14 protein-coding genes and 1 tRNA gene are annotated in these 16707 nt (G+C 58.3%); 12 read left to right on the forward strand and 3 right to left on the reverse strand.

Going from position 1 to position 16707, the window contains the following annotated elements; all coding sequences use genetic code 11:
• Positions 1–19: 19 nt before the first annotated feature.
• Positions 20–922, reverse strand: a complete 903-nt coding sequence (locus MRK42_RS14660; RefSeq protein ID WP_354688325.1) for a WYL domain-containing protein — start codon at positions 920–922, stop codon at positions 20–22.
• A gap of 135 nt (positions 923–1057) precedes the next feature.
• Between MRK42_RS14660 and MRK42_RS14665 the strand changes: the two genes are divergently transcribed.
• From MRK42_RS14665 to MRK42_RS14705, 9 genes are all read left to right on the forward strand, one after another.
• Positions 1058–1246 (forward strand): hypothetical protein, encoded by a 189-nt coding sequence (locus MRK42_RS14665; RefSeq protein WP_232092742.1) that lies wholly within the window; start codon positions 1058–1060, stop codon positions 1244–1246.
• Positions 1227–2486, forward strand: a complete 1260-nt coding sequence (gene umuC, locus MRK42_RS14670; RefSeq protein ID WP_338610720.1) for a translesion error-prone DNA polymerase V subunit UmuC — start codon at positions 1227–1229, stop codon at positions 2484–2486. The genes MRK42_RS14665 and umuC overlap by 20 nt, the downstream gene beginning before the upstream one ends.
• A gap of 313 nt (positions 2487–2799) precedes the next feature.
• Positions 2800–4104, forward strand: coding sequence for a site-specific integrase (locus MRK42_RS14675; RefSeq protein WP_041993770.1), 1305 nt, complete (start codon positions 2800–2802; stop codon positions 4102–4104).
• Positions 4101–4793, forward strand: coding sequence for a hypothetical protein (locus MRK42_RS14680; RefSeq protein ID WP_224160660.1), 693 nt, complete (start codon positions 4101–4103; stop codon positions 4791–4793). Before MRK42_RS14675 ends, MRK42_RS14680 begins: the two co-directional genes overlap by 4 nt.
• A gap of 98 nt (positions 4794–4891) precedes the next feature.
• Positions 4892–5080: an AlpA family phage regulatory protein gene (locus MRK42_RS14685; RefSeq protein ID WP_224160659.1), complete on the forward strand. Its 189-nt coding sequence runs from the start codon at positions 4892–4894 to the stop codon at positions 5078–5080.
• Complete coding sequence (locus tag MRK42_RS14690) at positions 5077–5310, forward strand: hypothetical protein (protein ID WP_224160658.1); 234 nt, start codon at positions 5077–5079, stop codon at positions 5308–5310. The genes MRK42_RS14685 and MRK42_RS14690 overlap by 4 nt, the downstream gene beginning before the upstream one ends.
• A gap of 66 nt (positions 5311–5376) precedes the next feature.
• Positions 5377–6525 carry a hypothetical protein gene (locus tag MRK42_RS14695; protein WP_224160657.1) on the forward strand — a complete coding sequence of 383 codons (1149 nt, stop codon included), beginning with the start codon at positions 5377–5379 and terminating at the stop codon, positions 6523–6525.
• Entirely contained in the window at positions 6522–7820 is a 1299-nt protein-coding gene (locus tag MRK42_RS14700; protein WP_224160656.1) for a virulence-associated E family protein, read from the forward strand. The genes MRK42_RS14695 and MRK42_RS14700 overlap by 4 nt, the downstream gene beginning before the upstream one ends.
• Before the next feature lie 658 nt (positions 7821–8478).
• A complete protein-coding gene (locus MRK42_RS14705) occupies positions 8479–8868 on the forward strand; it encodes a hypothetical protein (protein ID WP_103261404.1) in 390 nt (129 codons plus the stop codon).
• A 171-nt stretch (positions 8869–9039) separates the two neighbouring features.
• Here the strand turns inward: MRK42_RS14705 and MRK42_RS14710 are convergent.
• Both MRK42_RS14710 and MRK42_RS14715 read right to left on the reverse strand, forming a co-directional pair.
• Positions 9040–9115: transfer RNA gene (locus MRK42_RS14710), tRNA-Thr, on the reverse strand.
• A gap of 87 nt (positions 9116–9202) precedes the next feature.
• Positions 9203–9943 carry a phosphatase gene (locus MRK42_RS14715; RefSeq protein WP_201940938.1) on the reverse strand — a complete coding sequence of 247 codons (741 nt, stop codon included), beginning with the start codon at positions 9941–9943 and terminating at the stop codon, positions 9203–9205.
• Positions 9944–10410: 467 nt separating this feature from the next.
• Here MRK42_RS14715 and MRK42_RS14720 point away from each other — a divergent pair, with 467 nt between their 5' ends.
• The 3 genes from MRK42_RS14720 to MRK42_RS14730 all read left to right on the forward strand — a co-directional run bounded on the left by MRK42_RS14720 (position 10411) and on the right by MRK42_RS14730 (position 16664).
• On the forward strand, positions 10411–11064 hold the full coding sequence (locus MRK42_RS14720) for a TetR/AcrR family transcriptional regulator (protein ID WP_026456593.1): 654 nt from the start codon (positions 10411–10413) through the stop codon (positions 11062–11064).
• A gap of 48 nt (positions 11065–11112) precedes the next feature.
• Complete coding sequence (locus MRK42_RS14725) at positions 11113–13437, forward strand: acyl-CoA dehydrogenase (protein ID WP_338610725.1); 2325 nt, start codon at positions 11113–11115, stop codon at positions 13435–13437.
• Positions 13438–13601: 164 nt separating this feature from the next.
• The gene (locus MRK42_RS14730) at positions 13602–16664 is read left to right on the forward strand and encodes an efflux RND transporter permease subunit (protein WP_338610727.1); all 3063 of its coding nucleotides are present in this window, start codon (positions 13602–13604) and stop codon (positions 16662–16664) included.
• The last annotated feature ends 43 nt before the right edge of the window (positions 16665–16707 follow it).

A 16707-nucleotide genomic window follows, 5' to 3' on the forward strand; every position in this document is an offset into this window, starting at 1 on the left:
GCTATCCAACAACTGTTCATTAATGACTCGCCCCATAGCCCGGAGCCAACACCAGATTCTCTACGCCATACAAGGCAGCCTGATTGTTCAAGGCCAGCGGATGGCGCTCGGCTGGCAAGCTGTGCTCAGGTGAACAGTCCACATTCCAGTAGTTGAGTAGATACCCCGCCAACGCAGCGCGGATCTGCACACAGCGCTGACCATCAACCATGCCGTAATCCATTGCTATGGCCTCGGGATAGGCAATCGCAGGATGCGGGATCAGCTCCAAATCGACAATTCGGTTCCACTGATGATCAAACTCGCGAGTTTCTTTTTCCGGCGGAACATCGTTTAACAGCGAGACAGTTTCAAAGCGCGAACAGGAGAAATCACGGAACGCCTGCCTGAGCCGATCAAAGGCTCGAACATGCCAGCGATGACCATCATTGGCCAAGCTGTGGGGCACCAGCTCACGTTGCGTCCACCCAGACGAGAGCGATACATAGCTGCAGCTGATGGCTTTTTGCAGGTGAATGGCCCGCATCAAAGCGGACAATATTTCGGTCTTGGGCTGGATCAGTTGCTGCGGAGCCAGGCAACGCGCATTCGGCAACTGTGGTTGAGTGATGCCATTGCCAAAGCCAAAAGCCAGACAAGAGAGCGCGGCGGTAGGCTCATGGTCAAACAACGGTTTGAATGCAGGCGTCCGCTCATAGACCTTGTTTTGAGGACGCAACACCAGGTTGCCCGCACAAAACTCCTTATAAGTCCCAAAGTCACGGGTCGCAGCCGCAGGGCCAATACCGAAGCGCTCTATCAGCGCAGCACGGGTGATAGAGCCAAAGTAGTTGAGGCAAAAATCGATATACGCCAAGCGCTCGCGCTGGGCATAGGGAAGCTCGTCTAAAACCTGCATGCGGTTACGGTCAGATATGTTCAATAGAGACTTAACCTATCATAACGAATAAGTCACGCAATCAAAATGATGACTTAATGTGAACTTGATGATAAAACTGCCTCATGCGGCTCTTATCGGCTGATCTATCCAGCGTATAAACAGCGTCAGGGTGATGTGGTGATTGCACTACTCGATGGCGGCTTCACGGTAAAGACCTTACAGCTCAAGCCTAGGTTGCGGCTGTTGCCAGCCAATCCGGCGTTCGCGCCTATCGACCCTTGTATGAGCCTCTCCCTGGAGTTGTTCGGAGTGGTCACCCATGTGATTGGCAATCTGAGGCAGCGTGATGGCTATAGCGCTCGTTGATGTAAACAACTTCTACGCCAGCTGTGAGCGGCTGTTTCGCCCTGAGCTGCATGGCCGCCCGATCGTGGTGCTCTCCAACAACGATGGATGCGTGGTGTCGCGCAGCCCCGAAGCCAAGGCGATGGGTATCAAGATGGCTGGGCCCTACTTCAAGATCCGCAAGCAGTTCGAGGCGCATGGCGGTGTGGCGTTCAGCTCCAACTACGCACTCTATGGAGATATGTCTGGCAGGGTGATGAGCACGTTGGAGACCATGGCCCCCGAGCTGGAGGTCTACTCCATCGATGAAGCATTCCTGTCACTGTCGGAGTCGTTTGCCGGGGACCTGACAGCCTATGGGCAACAGATCCGGCAGCGAGTGTGGCAGTGGACCGGCCTAACGGTAGGGGTTGGGATCGGCCCCACCAAGACCCTCGCCAAGCTGGCCAACTATGCCGCCAAGAAGTGGCCTGCCACGGGCGGCGTTGTGGACTTGCGTGACGAGCTGCGCCGTGCCCGGCTGATGGCTATCACCCCGGTGGATGAGGTGTGGGGCATAGGACGGCGCTTGGGAGCCAAGTTGGTGGCACAAGGCATCAACACCGTGGCTGACCTAGTGGCTAGCGATGCCAAAGGGTTACGCGCCCAATACGGCGTGGTGGTCGAGCGGATCGTACAGGAGCTGCGTGGCCTGCCTTGCGCAGAGCTGACCGTTGAACCGGCGGCAAAGCTGCAGATCCTCTCGAGCCGTTCCTTTGGTGAGCGCGTGACTGACCGTGGGGAAATGGCCCAAGCGTTGTCAGGCTTTATGGCTCGCGCAGCCGAGAAGCTGCGAGCCGAGGGGATGTGTTGCCAGCGGGTGTACCTGTTCGTGCGAACCAGCCCCTTTGACGAACGAGCGCCTTACTACAGTGAGCAGGCTGGCGTTCGGCTGGTCTGCCCAAGCGATGATACCCGGTTGCTGCTGCAGCAAGTGAACGTGCTGCTAGCGCAGATTTGGCGCGACGGTTACCGCTATCAGAAAGGCGGGGTCATGCTGAGTGAGTTCACCCCCAAGGGGCAGCAACAGGCCGATCTGTTTGCCCCGTCCTCCGCTCAATCAGATGCGCTGATGGCCGTGATGGACCAGATCAAAGCCAAGGGATTGGGGCGCGTAGGCTTTGCCAGCCCAGGCACGGGGTCACCCGAGTGGATGATGCGACAAGAACACTTGAGCCCCTGTTACACCACCCGCTGGGAGGACCTGCCGGTGGCGAGGTAAGTGGATACAGTAATGTGCCTACCGTTTGCTAAATGTGGTACCCCATGTGGTACCCCGAGCCAAAAAGCACAAATTGTTAGCTTATCATCGAAGCTAACCATTTGTTTTATATGGTGCCGACAAGGGGAATCGAACTCCTGACCTTCGCATTACGAATCCAGATTTTGCCAATTTCAGCCCGTGTCACCCCACTTCACAAAACAAAAATAAAACACATTAAATCAACCAGTTAAATACCATTCACTGTATCAGGTTGTGTCGTGAAATATCACCCTATACCATAGCAAAAGAGGGGTATGAGGAGGGGTACGGAATGGCGATTACAACCGATGCCGAGATTGCGGCAATCAAACCAGAATCCGGCGTTATTGTGCGCCGTATGGCTATCCAGTCAAAGCATGGTGGCGGGCTCAAGCTGGAAGTGCGCACCAGTGGAATCAAGCGCTTTGTCTATCGCTACAAGATAGCGGGCAAAGCTGGGGAAATGCTGCTTGGCGGCTATCCCGCCATGACCCTAGCAAAAGCCAGACAGGCCCACGGTAAAGCGGCTGAATTGGTAAAGCAGGGAATTGATCCGCTTACTGTCACCAAGCAAGCCAAGGCGAAAAACATCGAGATGCCAACCCTTGGCGAGATTTACCGCGATTGGCTGGTGATGCGAGCCAAATCGAAACCGATAGGCCCGCGCACCCTGCGCGATTATGAGGGGACGTTCACCCGCCACATTGAATCGGCCATTGGCAATACCCGAGTATGCGATCTCTCCCGTGCCGTACTGTATGAGCATTTCCGCCGAGTAGAGACAGCTGAGGGCGCACGAAAAGGGCTGATAGTCCTGAACCAGTGTCTTGATCATGCGGTATTACAAGGTCACATCGAGATCAACCCCGCCCGCTTGTTAAAGCCCGCCATGTTTGGCGCGTCTATGCCCCCACCCCGTGAACGCTGGTTGACCCGCGATGAATTGCGCCAGTTATGGGGAGCACTTGAACAAGCGACCGCTGGCGGCGGTTCTGTGGCGGCTGGTGGCCGTGGGATCGCGTCTAACGTAGTGCTATCGCTGGCGGTGGCAAACTGCTTGCGTTTAATAACCCTGACCGCTGTACGCCGTTCCGAGGCTGTAGGGATGCGCTGGGAGCAGATTAACGGCGACCGCTGGACAATCCCCGAAACCAAGAACGGACGCGCCCACGTTGTAACCCTGTGCCCGCTGGCGCTGGATATTATCGAGCAGCAAAAAGCGTTATCTAATGGCCCCTATGTATTCGAGTCCACCAGCAAGACCGGACACCCGATCACAGGGGATGCTGTCACCAAAGCGCTAGAGCGTGTTCGCATCAAGTACCTTGCCGAGCTTGCGCCATTCAGCCCGCACGACCTGCGCCGCAGTATGGCAACGGGGGCCGCTGAATATCTGGATGCCCCCGAGCGCCTGATCGAGCTGATGCTAAACCACGTCCCCAAAGACAGGCTGATCCGCACCTATCAAGTGGGCGGCATGGCAGAGAAGTTGCGAGCGCTGTTTCTGCGCTGGGGAGATTTCATGGCAACCATAACGCAACCGGAGCAGGCCAAGCCGGGCAACGTGGTGTCGGTCAACTTTGGGGGGCGTGGATGATGGAGGTCACACAAGAATGGCTGCTGGAGAACTGGAACCGCTTGCATTACGAGTGTGCTCGGCCGATATGGTCTGACGAGCAAAGAGATCAGATTATTGGGCGAATCCTCAATACATTCAGCAGCAACAAAATCACAATTAAGCGAATGCCAAACTGGCTCGGCAAAGGTAAGAGTGATGCCGAGCAGGATGAAATTATTTTGACGATGCTTGTTAGGCTGGGTTCACCAGGCTCGCCGAGTCTTTACGGTTATCCGGCCGAGGATGTACTTAAAGGGCATAGGAAAAAGTTCAAACCGTCAAATAGCGTCCCAGCAACCAAATTAAGCACGGCCATTGAAGCTACAAAAGAGCTTGAGGACTCTTTGGTTGGCTGGATTGAATCAGGCCGCAATTATCCGCTGTTTTCTGCTGGTGGCGTTGAGTTCACCGACCCGACCAGCCTGATCGAATCGGTAAGGGATGTACTGGCCGCGATGGAGTCTAACCAATGGCTGATCACCGAGCGCAGGCGGGTTTTGGGTTCGTGTATCAATGGCGCTAGACACGTATTCAGGGGGTACGGGATACCATGCTCTGACGGTACGAATAGTGACACGGCTTGGATGGAGATACTCGCCTGCCTATGGGGTTGCGAGGACGGCGCTATACGCCAGGCATGGCGCAAAATCACAAGGCAGCCCCAATAAAAAACACGCCGGATTTTATGGGGATTCAAATTAAATCCATCTCGTAATCTGCCCCCAGAAGCCACGGCACGCCCGCCGCTGGCAACGAGGTGAATCTCATGCTTATTCCAGTTACTCAACTATCAACCCGCCTTGGCGTTAGCCGCTCCACTGTCGAGCGGTTGCGCCGCAACCCCGAAGCCTGTTTCCCCAAACCCATCCGCATTGGGCCTAACTCGATCCGATACAACCTAGCCGAGGTCGAGCAATGGCTAGAGACTCGCCGCCAAGAGGGGAATCAAGCGTGAGCTACGGATTCATAAACGCCAGAATGGACTTGCGCGAAGTTGCGGCCTCCGCAAGTGCCAAATTCGAACGGATCACTGCTCGTAACAGTCGAGGCCACCCATATGAATCACGGGGCGAGCACAGAGAGATGATGATTCGAGAACGGGCAAATATCCTGCAAGAGGCATTCCCCGAAGAAGTGGCTTTACTGCTAAAAGAAAACGGCGCTGACCCGAAGGAAAGCGCCTAGTAATCCAGCTGGTGGCCCGTGCCTTTTCCGAGTCAGGGCCACCAGCCTTCTATAAGGTATTTGGATATGATCAATTTTACCACTATTCCCTATGTTTCAAATAACGAAACGTTCGGAGTTGTCACATGGCAAGATCTGCAACAAGCCGCCTGCATCCCTCACCGAAGCCGTGCCATCGCACCAGAGACGGCCAAGAAGTCTGCCCCACTGGTGGCCGCCCACAATGGCAAGACTCGTAATAAGGCAGAGGCAGAGGCTAACGGGCTGTTTGGAATGCTTCGCGCCGATTTGGACAACGCCAAGGGCCAGACGCCCGAGACCATAGCCGCCGCTTTGCGGGAGCAAGGGCTGTGCTCGTTTATCATCTATTCAACCCTGAGCCACCAGCCGGACGCGCCCCGTTATCGGGTATTTGTGGAGCTGGCCGAGCCTGTGCCATTCGCCATGTGGGCCGATCTGCAATTCGCGCTTGCCGAGTTGCTGGGATCTGATCCATGTGTTGGCCGCCCTGCTCAATTTATGATCCTGCCAACGGTCATCAAAAGCACAGCCGAGCATTATCAGCACATGATAGCCGAGGGAGCCGCGCTGAGCCCGTCCGCCCCGTTCTGGCTCAATGCTGCCGCGCTGGCAGAGCAGCACCAAGCCGCCGCAGCTAAAGTTAGCCAGCAGTTTAACCAGGCTGCCCCCAAGCCATTTAATGAAAAGCTGGTGGGTAGGCAGGTGTCGATCATCGAGCGCGTGAACGCCAGCTACGAATGGCCGGAGCTGCTCGCCCATTATGGCTATAAGCGAAAGGGGCGAAACGCATGGATGGCACCAGAGTCAACAAGTGGAACCGCTGGGGTTCATATTCTGACCAGTTCGACGGACGGCAAAGAGCGCATTTTTTCGCACCATATGAGCGATCCGGCAGGCAATCGGCTGTGTGACAAGTTCGACCTGATCACCATTCGCAACTTTAGCGGGGATAGCTTCAAAGCCGTTCAAGAGATTGCCAAAGAGCAGTTCCCCGATATTCACGCGCACAACCGCCGCGAGTGGGCAAGGGCACAGCGAGACGAGCAGCGGCAGCGATTCGAGGCGATGCGAGAGGACACCAAGCCGTTAGCCGCTGCTAAAGGACAAGCAAAGGCTATTAGCCAGCCCAAGGGGGTTATGTTTCCATTGCTGAGCGCCGATCAAATGGCCGAGATCATGGAGGCCGCCCAATGAAGCCGCTGCCACCACCAACAAACGTGATCCCGTTCGAGCCACCAGCCAGCCCCGAGCAGATCGAGACGCCATTGTTTCTGCCGGACACTGACGAGAATGGAAAGCCGAAAAAAACGTCCGCCAACCTGTGGGCTGTGTTGGAGCATAAGGGGTGGGTTTGCCGCTATAACACCATGACGGCAACCCCTGAGCTAACGACAGACGAGGGCCGCCGCCTTGGCAAAACTGACGAGGGGCAACGTTCGGCTTTGGTGGACGCCTGCCAACGTGCCGAGGTTCCCGATGCCGCCATAGACGAGCACTTGATCGCGCTGTGCCAGTTGAACAGTTATCACCCTGTCAGAGAGTGGCTAGAGGGCGGTGAGTGGGACGGAGCGCCGAGAGTGGCGAGCGTTATCAAGACGCTCAACGCGAACGATCCAGCCTATGCCGAAGCAATCATACGCCCTTGGCTGGTGGCCGCTGTGGCTGCCGCATGTTATGAGGGCTCGTTTATTAGCAAGCTGATCCCAGTCCTACAGGGCGATCAATCGTTTATGAAATCGGCGTGGGTTCAGCGACTGGCGGGCGTAGTGGAGGGGGCTACGAGTTCCGGCAGTCTCGACCCACAAGACAAGGACAGCGTGATCCGTGCCTGTTCCTGCTGGGTGTTCGAGCTGGCCGAATTGGAAAGCACCACCAAGGGCGAGGCAGGGCGCTTAAAGGACTTTATTACCCAAGCCGAGGACAGATACCGCGCCCCCTATGGGAGAACGACCACCAGCAAGAAGCGGCAAACGGTATTCTTTGCCACGGTTAACGGTACGGACTTTCTCAAAGACCAGACGGGGAACGCTCGTTTTGCTGTTATCGAGATGGCCGCCCCCGCTGATATGGACAAACTCAACGAGTTGTTGGGCTGGACGTGGAACGCCGGACGCCTTGAGCTAAACGACCCCGAGCGCCTGCGTCAGTTCTGGCTTGAAGTCAAAGCGGACTACGATGCTGGGGCGAGCTGGTATCTCGACGAGGCCACCAGCAAGGCACAAGCAGAGGCTAACGATGCTCACACCGACAAGGGGGCACATTACGCGATAATTGTTGACCGACACTTGGCCCGCCCGATGCAATCCGCCCGCTGGTTCACTGCTGCTGAGCTTTGTGGCTATCACGATGAAAAGCCCGCGATGGCGGGTAGATATGGGAGGGCGTTAACAATGCTGGAAAAGGAAGGGCACATAAAATCACGCTCACTGAGAGCGCGACGCAAGGAATACCGTTTGCCAGTGAACGATTCGCCGCAAACCCAAGAATAGCCGTTGCTGGTTCTGCCCCCTGAGCCCTGCCGATTTGGTGGGGCTTTTTTATGGTGAAGTGGTGGGGCTTTGGCGAAGTAGAAAGCGGACGGCCTCACCAGCCGCTAACCCGCGCCGTTGCTGGCTTTCAGTCATATTTGGTGAAGTGGTGAAGTAGATCTCTTTATAAAGTAATTACACATAGATAAGGGGATTAGATAGACGTATAGGGCGTTGTTCACGAACTAAAGCAACGGCTATCTCTAAAAGGGTTTATAGGAAACTTACATCATCTACCTCCCCACCAACAAAAATCCCCCCTGCAAGCCGCGCCAGCACTGGGTTTGAGCATGGTGAAGAGCCCGCAACTGCTACCCCCACCGCACCCTCACCACTACCCCACTGCCACCCCGCAGCATTCAACCAACGGTTACAAAACGGTGATAGCCCAACGGTAATAATCCGGTAATAGATCGGCCAGTAACGGGCTAGTAATTGGTTAGTATTTCGGGTGAGCGCCAACCAAAGTGGCCTGATCGTTAATATGCAGGAAATAGATTTACACGGCTCAAATTGACTCCTGTAGCTGGTATCATGACGGCTAGGTTACGGCTAGGTCACAGCTAAACGAACGACACAATGGCGACATGCTCGCCAGAGCAACGGGAGCTTGGGGAAGATGAAGGGATTGGTTTTAGGGGCTGTGTTGGCTGTGTGTACTGGTACGGCCTGGGGGCAGCAACTGAGCAACAAATACCCTAACGGTATTGATTACGTGGAGTCCTATGATGCCCGCTATTGCGCAATGGTGGCGCATCAAGCGAACGTCACGATGAAGCTACGTTTGTTCTATGGTGAGTCCCGAGCTAAAGCGCTTGAGGCTGCACGTAGAGAAATTGATTGGTCTGCCGAGTCAGGGGACAACCTCGCAGCCACAAATGGTTTAATCAGGGTCAGACTGATTCATGAGGCTTACCAAAAGCCCCTTCCAGGCAGTGATGAAGGCAAGTCACAACTGGTAAATGAATTTGAGTCCTCTGTGATGAAAAGGTGTTTGGGCCGCTCCTAGCCTAGCCTTGCCCCCCCCTGCGTCACCCCAAGAAGCCCACCCAAGCAGGATGGGCTTTTTTGTACTCAAGCGGGAGGGGTAGCAAATCGCAAAGGAGGGGTATGGAGAGGGGTATAGAGCAAAAAAGCACAAAGGGTTAGCCTCACCATGATGCTAACCCTTTGTTTTATCTGGTGCCGATAAGGGGAATCGAACTCCTGACCTTCGCATTACGAATGCGCTGCTCTACCAACTGAGCTATACCGGCCAATGCCTTCAGATTCAGAAAAAACGGCCTACAAGTCAATCGAGCCAAGACGATTTTATGAGTTGGCTCATGGTGTTACCTGCAAACTTACAAATCGGCGAACTCGGGAATATGGGCGCGGCCACGGCTCTCGAGAAAATCGAGCAAAGCCCGGGGTGAGCGCACCAGGATCCGCTCCTCGGGGAAGCCCGCCTCGGTCACCAGACGGTGACAATGGTCGAAATCCCCCAAGCTAAAGGCCACGTGGGAGTCAGAGCCAAAGGTGAGATAGGCGCCAAGGTCGCGCGCCGCCTCGACGATGGCGCGGCAATTGCTTTCACTACCCGCACGGGAGTGGCTGAACGAGGAGTTGTTGACCTCCAGCGCTACCCGGTATTCGGCGGCGGCCTTGACTACCGCCTGGATGTCGATGGGAAACGCCGGATTGCCGGGATGGCTAATCATGTCGACCCGACCACTCTTGATGGCGTTGATCATCGCCTGGGTGTGAGTGGCCTGATCGCAGGGGGGAAATACCGGCTCGTGAAAGCCCGCCATGATCATGTCGAGGCGCGACTCGTAGCGCTCGGGGAAGTCTATCTCGCCATCTATGTTCTTGATGTTGGCCTCGATGCCGCGCAGGATGCCGACCCCGTCCACTACCCGCGGCAGCACATGCAGATTGACGAAATGCCAGAAGTGGGGAGCATCGGCCATGTCCGGTCCATGATCCGTGGTGGCAAACAGCTTGATCCCCTTGGCCCTGGCGATGGGCAGATAGTCGTGGATGGTGCTGTAGGCGTGGGTACTGGCAACGGTATGAGTGTGGGTATCGACCGGGTACTTCATCTTCTCTCCCCTTCAGACTGGAGCCGTCAGCATAACAAAGGGCGGATGTCGGGGCCATGTCGCCCCTTGCCATACTTTGTCACAAAATGACGAGAACCTGACATAGTCTGGCTGGCGCGGGCTGGCATACTGGCACCATCGATGAATGCCTGAACTCGCATCGATAGTTTGCCTCAGGATGAGGAAAACTCACTTTCCCCACCGTCGCGCCCTGCGGCGGTTTTTTTTGCCTGCCGTCCGTTATCGGCAAGGATCGGGCAAAAAAATGCCCAACTAGCATAAAGCAGGTTGGGCGAGACTTAATGTTTAATTGCAGTGGCATAGATATAGAGTCCCGCCGTGCGACTTAAGTTCCCCTTCCGTTGTACTTTTCGCAAAAAAACATTTCGCTAACACTTGTTCACACTCTCTTGACACTTGACCTTATGAAACGTACTTTTTAAACATTCGTTTAAGTGAGGTGTACAGTGAGTAAAATCGATACCAAGAACCGTATTCTCGATGCCGCGGAAGTGCTGTTTGCCGAGCGGGGATTTGCTGATACCTCTTTGCGCCTGATCACCAGTGAGGCCGACGTCAACCTGGCGTCCGTCAATTATCACTTCGGCTCCAAGAAGGAGCTGATCCAGGCGGTGCTCGATCGCTACCTGAGCCTGTTCATGCCGGAACTGGATGCCCGTCTGCGTACCCTGATGGCGCAGGATCAGCTGAGCCTGCTGCAGGTGTTTGAAAGCTTTGTCGATCCCCTGATGAAACTGGTTGCCGTGCGGGCCAACGGCCCTGCCCTCTTCATGCAGCTGCTGGGACGCGGCTACATCGACAGCCAGGGCCACCTGCGCCGTTTCATCACCGCCCATTACGGCGCCGTGTTGCAGCGGATCACCCAGGCCATCTCCAAGGCCAATCCGGCCCTGTCGCCAGCAGATCTGTTCTGGCGCCTGCATTTCACCCTGGGCACTGTCGTGTTCACCATGGCCTCCGCCGATGCCCTGCGCGACATCGCCCAGGCCGACTTTGGCCAGCAGCTCGATGTGGAAGGGCTGGTGCGCAACGTTATTCCTTATCTGGCGTCCGGAGTCGGGGCGCCCGTGGAGTCGACCAGGCAGGCCCTGGCCGTGTAACAACCAACAATAAATCAACGGAAACAGTGAAATAGAAGGAACTTCGGTATGATCACATTGCTAATCCTGCTGGTGCTGGCGATAGCCGTCGTGCTCGGCGTACCCTCCATCCGTAAAAAGGTGGTAACCCGTCCGGTATTCGGCATCTTCAAGAAGATACTGCCGCCCTTGTCGGCCACCGAGCGGGAGGCCATGGAAGCCGGCTCCGTCTGGTGGGATGGCGAGTTGTTTCGCGGCAACCCCGACTGGAAAAAGCTGCACGGCTACGGCAAGGCCGAGCTGACCGCAGAGGAGCAGGCCTTCATCGACAACCAGGTCGAAACTCTGCTCGCCATGGTCGACGACTTCAAGATCGTCAACGAGACCAAGGACCTGCCCGAGCCGGTGTGGGATTATCTGAAGAAGGAAGGCTTCTTCTCCCTGATCATCCCGAAATCCTATGGCGGCCGCGAGTTCTCCGCGATTGCCAACTCCACCATCGTCACCCGCATCGCCACCAAGAGCCTGAGCGTGGCGGTCACCGTCATGGTGCCGAACTCCCTCGGCCCGGGCGAACTGCTGATGCACTACGGTACCCAGGCCCAGAAGGATTTTTGGCTGCCGGGGCTGGCCAACGGCAAGGAAGTGCCCTGCTTCGCCCTGACCGGTCCGGAAGCGGGCTCCGATGCGGGCGCCATCCCGGACAAGGGGATCGTCTGCAAGGGCATGCACAAGGGCGAGGAAGTGCTCGGCATTCGCCTGAACTGGAACAAGCGCTACATCACCCTGGCGCCGCGCGCCACCGTGCTGGGGCTGGCGTTCAAGCTCTATGACCCGGAAAAACTGCTGGGCGACAAAGAAGAGATCGGCATCACCTGTGCGCTGATCCCGACCGATCACCCGGGCGTGCGTGTCGGCGATCGTCATTACCCCATGGGGCTGGCGTTCCTCAACGGCCCGACCTTCGGCAAGGATGTGTTCATTCCGCTCGACTGGATCATCGGCGGCCCGGATTACGCCGGCCGTGGCTGGCGCATGCTGGTCGAATGCCTCTCCGCCGGTCGCGGCATCTCCCTGCCCGCCCTTGGCACCGCCTGTGGCCACATGGCGAGTCGCACCGTGGGTGCCTACTCCTACGTGCGCAAGCAGTTCGGCATGTCCATCGGCAAGTTTGAAGGGGTACAGGAAGCGCTGGCCCGCATCGGTGGCCTCACCTATCAGCTCGAAGGGGCCCGCCGCATGACCGCAGGCTCCCTGGACCTCGGTCAGGCACCGGCCATCGTCACCGCGATTTCCAAGTACCACATGACCGAAATGGCACGCCAGATCATGGATGACTCCATGGACATCCACGCCGGTCGCGCCATCCAGCTTGGGCCGAAAAACTACACCGGCTACGCCTACATGGGTATCCCGGTGGCCATCACGGTGGAAGGGGCCAACATCCTGACCCGCAACCTGATGATCTTCGGTCAGGGTGCCACCCGCTGCCACCCGTACGTGTTTGCCGAGCTGGAAGCGGCGGCCGACACCGACGTAGAGCGCGGCCTCGAGAAGTTTGACGCCCTGCTGATGAAGCACATCGCCTTCGGTACCGGCAACTTCTTCGGTGCCCTGTTCCAGGGGCTGACCCTGGGCCAGTTCAACAGCGCCCCGGTGGCCGGCGAAACCGCTCGCTACTACAAGCAGCTGTCACGCATGAGTAAAGGGCTGGCTCTGTGCGCCGACATCTCCATGCTGATGCTGGGTGGCGATCTCAAACGCAAGGAGATGATCTCCGCCCGTCTTGGCGACGTGCTGAGCCACCTCTATCTGGCCTCCGCCACCCTCAAGCACTACGAGGATCAGGGCCGCATGGTCTCCGATCTGCCGTTCGTGCAGTACGCGGTGGAGCGCAACCTCTACCTCATCGGCAAGGCGTTCGAGGGCTTCTTCCAGAACTTCCCGAACAAGGTGGTGGGTGCCGTGCTGGGGCGGATAGTGTTCCCGTTCGGCGTTGGTTACAAGATGCCGGCCGATGACCGCTGCCACGCCATCTGCCTGGCCATGATGAAGCCGGGTGAGTTTCGTGATCGTCTGACCGCGCTTTGCTACGTCGGCAAAGACGAAACAGATCCGGTCGGACTGATGGAGCGCGCCTTCCAGGCCATGGTCGCCGTTCAGCCCTACGAGAAGAAGCTGGTGCAGGCCCAGAAAGAGGGCAAACTGCCCCGCAAGATGGCCCTGCCGGAGCTGGTTGCCGCAGCCCTGTCCCACTCCATCCTGAGCAAGGATGAAGCGGACAAGCTGCTGGCCGCCGACGCCCTGCGCTATGAAGCCATCCAGGTGGACAACTTCGCCCCGGGCGAGCTGGAAGGCCTCTCCCAGCCCAACCGGGTCGACAACGCAGCCTGATCCCGTTGACTCCTGAAAACCGGCCCTGGTGGCCGGTTTTTTGTTTGTTAACCATGCGTTTACAAGCGGGGGGAATTCCAGTTAAATGCTTGAGTCTCTGTTTCAGGGACTTTGGAAGCAAGGCCAGCGGAATGGCCGATAACAACAAAACTCAGGAAGAGTGAATGAACCTCGCCAAAACGGCGATCGAACGCCCCATCTGGGTGGCGGTCTCGATCGTGCTGATTTTTCTGCTGGGCCTGCTCAGCATTCGGGGATTGCCAGTCCAGCTGTTTCCCGACATAGAGCGCCCGCACCTCAATATCTCGGTGGACTGGCGCTCGGCCTCGCCCCAAGAGATGGAGTCGGAGGTAACCGACCCCATCGAGCAGGAGATGCAGGGGGTACAGGGGCTCAAGCGTCTCATCAGCAACAGCTACCCCGGCTTCACCGAAATCGATCTGGAGTTCGCCCTCGGCACCGACATGCAGCGGGCCCAGCTCGACGTCATCTCGCGTCTGAACCGGGTCTCCGGCCTGCCGGACAACATCGGCGGCCCCTACGTCAACAACTACAGCAGCAACGACACCCTCACCTTCTTCTTCATCCAGCAACTGCCTGGCAGCAAAGGGAAAATTGATGACCACCAGGCACTGATAGAGGCTCGGGTCAAACCCGAGCTGGAGCGGATCCCCGGGGTATCGACCGTCGATATCCAGGGGATCAACGAGCGCCAGATCCAGATCCGCTTCGACCCCTACCGCGCCGCCGAGCTGGGGGTGGAGATCCCGGTATTGGCCAGCCGGACCAGCACCGGCTGGGACGTCTCCGCCGGCACCCTCGACATCGGCCGCTGGGAGTACAAGCTGCGCTTCGCCGGCCGTTACGACGTGGCGAGTCTGGGGGACAAGGTGGTGGACTGGCGCGACGGCCTGCCCATCTATCTGCGGGACGTCGCCGAGATCCGGCTGGCGCGGGAAGAGAACCCGGTACTGCGGATCCAGAACGGCAACACCGCCATCGCGGCGCAGATCTTCAAGGAGAGCGGGGCCAACGCCCTGGCGGCACTCGAAGGGATCAAGGCCAGGGTGGGCGAGCTCAACCGCGAGGTGCTGGAGCCGGTCGGCCTGCACATGGAGCAGTCGTTTGATGCCTCCCTCTACATCAACCGGGCGGTGAGCATGGTGACCGCCAACCTGGGGCTGGGGGTGCTGCTCTCCTGCGCCATCCTCTGGCTGTTCTTGCGCCGGCTCAAGGCAACATTGATGATTGCTCTCGCCATCCCCATCAGCATCATGCTCACCTTCTGCCTGCTCAAAATGATGGGCAGAACCCTCAACGTCATCTCGCTCGCGGGGATCGCCTTCGCGGTCGGCATGGTGCTGGATGCCGCCATCGTGGTGCTGGAGAGCATCTACCGGCGTCACGAGAAGGGGGATTTGAGCAAGCCGGCCGCGGCGCTGGAAGGCACCCGCCAGGTGTGGACCGCCCTGGTGGCCTCCACCCTGACGACGGTGGCCATCTTCCTGCCGGTGCTCTTGCTCAACGACGTGGAGGGGCAGCTGTTTGCAGACCTGGCGCTGACCATCGCCTGCGCCGTGACCGTCTCCATGCTGGTGGCGGTGATCGTGCTGCCCGCCGTGGCGGCGCGCTGGATGGGGGGAGAACGACTGATCGACCCTTATGACTCGCTGTGGCAACGCACCACCCGCCATGTGATCCGCTGGACCAGCACGCCCCGCCGGCGCTGGACCATCATCACTCTGATGATGAGCCTGCCTGCCTTGGCAACCTGGGCCCTGCTGCCCAGGATGAACTACCTGCCGGATGTGAAGCGCGATGCGGTAGACGTCTGGATGAGCTTCACTCCCGGGGTCAACCTCAAGGCCCAGCGCGAGGAGGTGATCGATACCCTGATCGCCCGCCTCGCCCCCTACATGAAGGGGGAGCAGGAGCCTGCCCTCAAGAACTACTACATATTGCGCTACCCGGGCGGTGCCCAGATTGGGGTCAGGCCCAGGGACGAGAACCGCATCAAGGAGCTGGAGCAACTGCTGATGAAGCAGCTGCTGGTGGACATTCCCGACACCCGGGCCTTTGGTGGCCAAGGCTCGCTGTTTGGCGGTTTTGACAGCGAGAACGGTATCTCCCTGCTGCTGCAGGGGGGAAATCTGCCGGCCCTCTACCAGGCCGCGCGCGCCGCCATGGCCATCGTCCAGCAGGACTTGCCGGGCGCCCAGGTGAGACCACAACCCGATCTCGATTTCACCGCCCCCGAGCTGCGCCTGGTGCCACAAGACAGGCGCCTCGCCGAGGTGGGCTGGGATCGTGCCCCCATGCCCGTCATCATCCAGACCTTCGGTGACGGCCTGCGGGTCGGCGAGTATTTCGACGGGGAGGAGCGGCTCGACATCCTGCTGATGGGACAAAGCTCCGCCAATCCCGACGAACTGCGGGCCGTGCCGCTGGCGACCCCGTCCGGGCGCATCGTCCCCCTTGGCGAACTGCTGCAGGTGGAGCACGACATGGGCCCGGCCAGCATCTTTCGCGCCGACGGCCGGCGCAGCATCAACCTGCAGATAGCCCCGCCGGAGGGGATGAGCATGGAGCAAGTGCTAGAAGTACTGCAGCACAAGAGCTTCGTCGCCATCCGGCCGCAGCTGCCCGCCGGTGGCGAGCTGCGCATCGACGGCAACGCCGACAGCCTGCAACAGGCGCTGGACAACCTGGGGGCTATCTTCCTGTTTGCCGTGATGATCCTGCTGCTCCTGCTGTGGGGGGTCTTCGCCTCCCTGAAAGACGCCATCCTGGTGCTGCTCGCCCTGCCACTCGCCACCGTCGGCGGCGTGCTGGCGCTCCACCTGAGTGGCCTGCTGGTGCCCCTGCCGATGGATCTGCTGACCATCATCGGCTTCGTCATTCTGCTGGGGCTGGTGGTCAACAACGCCATCCTGCTGGTGCACCAGACCCTCAGCGCCGAGCGGGAGGGGATGAGCCGCCCGCAGGCGGTGACCGACGCCCTGCAAAGCCGGATGCGCCCCATCGCCATGACCAGCCTCACCAGCATCTTCGGCATGCTGCCGCTGATGCTGAGCCCGAGCGAGGGCAGTGAAATCTACCGGGGGCTGGCCACCGTCATCGTCGGCGGCATGAGCTGCAGCACCCTGTTTACCCTGATCCTGTTGCCTGCTTTCCTGCGACTGGGAGAGCGGGCCGACACCCCACTTCCCCTGCGACAGCGGGCCTGAGCAAGGAGCTCATCGATGACACCCGTTTTTACAAGAATGGTTA

The organism is Aeromonas sp. 19NY04SH05-1 (genome assembly GCF_040581895.1).
Lineage (GTDB): Bacteria > Pseudomonadota > Gammaproteobacteria > Enterobacterales > Aeromonadaceae > Aeromonas > Aeromonas enteropelogenes.

What these genes read in the sequence shown, in the direction of transcription:
- umuC (WP_338610720.1), top strand. Translation starts at nt 1,227, where the DNA reads ATGGCTATAGCGCTCGTTGATGTAAACAACTTCTACGCCAGCTGTGAG.
- MRK42_RS14675 (WP_041993770.1), top strand. Translation starts at nt 2,800, where the DNA reads ATGGCGATTACAACCGATGCCGAGATTGCGGCAATCAAACCAGAATCC.
- MRK42_RS14680 (WP_224160660.1), top strand. Translation starts at nt 4,101, where the DNA reads ATGATGGAGGTCACACAAGAATGGCTGCTGGAGAACTGGAACCGCTTG.
- MRK42_RS14685 (WP_224160659.1), top strand. Translation starts at nt 4,892, where the DNA reads ATGCTTATTCCAGTTACTCAACTATCAACCCGCCTTGGCGTTAGCCGC.
- MRK42_RS14695 (WP_224160657.1), top strand. Translation starts at nt 5,377, where the DNA reads ATGATCAATTTTACCACTATTCCCTATGTTTCAAATAACGAAACGTTC.
- MRK42_RS14700 (WP_224160656.1), top strand. Translation starts at nt 6,522, where the DNA reads ATGAAGCCGCTGCCACCACCAACAAACGTGATCCCGTTCGAGCCACCA.
- MRK42_RS14705 (WP_103261404.1), top strand. Translation starts at nt 8,479, where the DNA reads ATGAAGGGATTGGTTTTAGGGGCTGTGTTGGCTGTGTGTACTGGTACG.
- MRK42_RS14715 (WP_201940938.1), bottom strand. Translation starts at nt 9,943, where the DNA reads ATGAAGTACCCGGTCGATACCCACACTCATACCGTTGCCAGTACCCAC.
- MRK42_RS14725 (WP_338610725.1), top strand. Translation starts at nt 11,113, where the DNA reads ATGATCACATTGCTAATCCTGCTGGTGCTGGCGATAGCCGTCGTGCTC.
- MRK42_RS14730 (WP_338610727.1), top strand. Translation starts at nt 13,602, where the DNA reads ATGAACCTCGCCAAAACGGCGATCGAACGCCCCATCTGGGTGGCGGTC.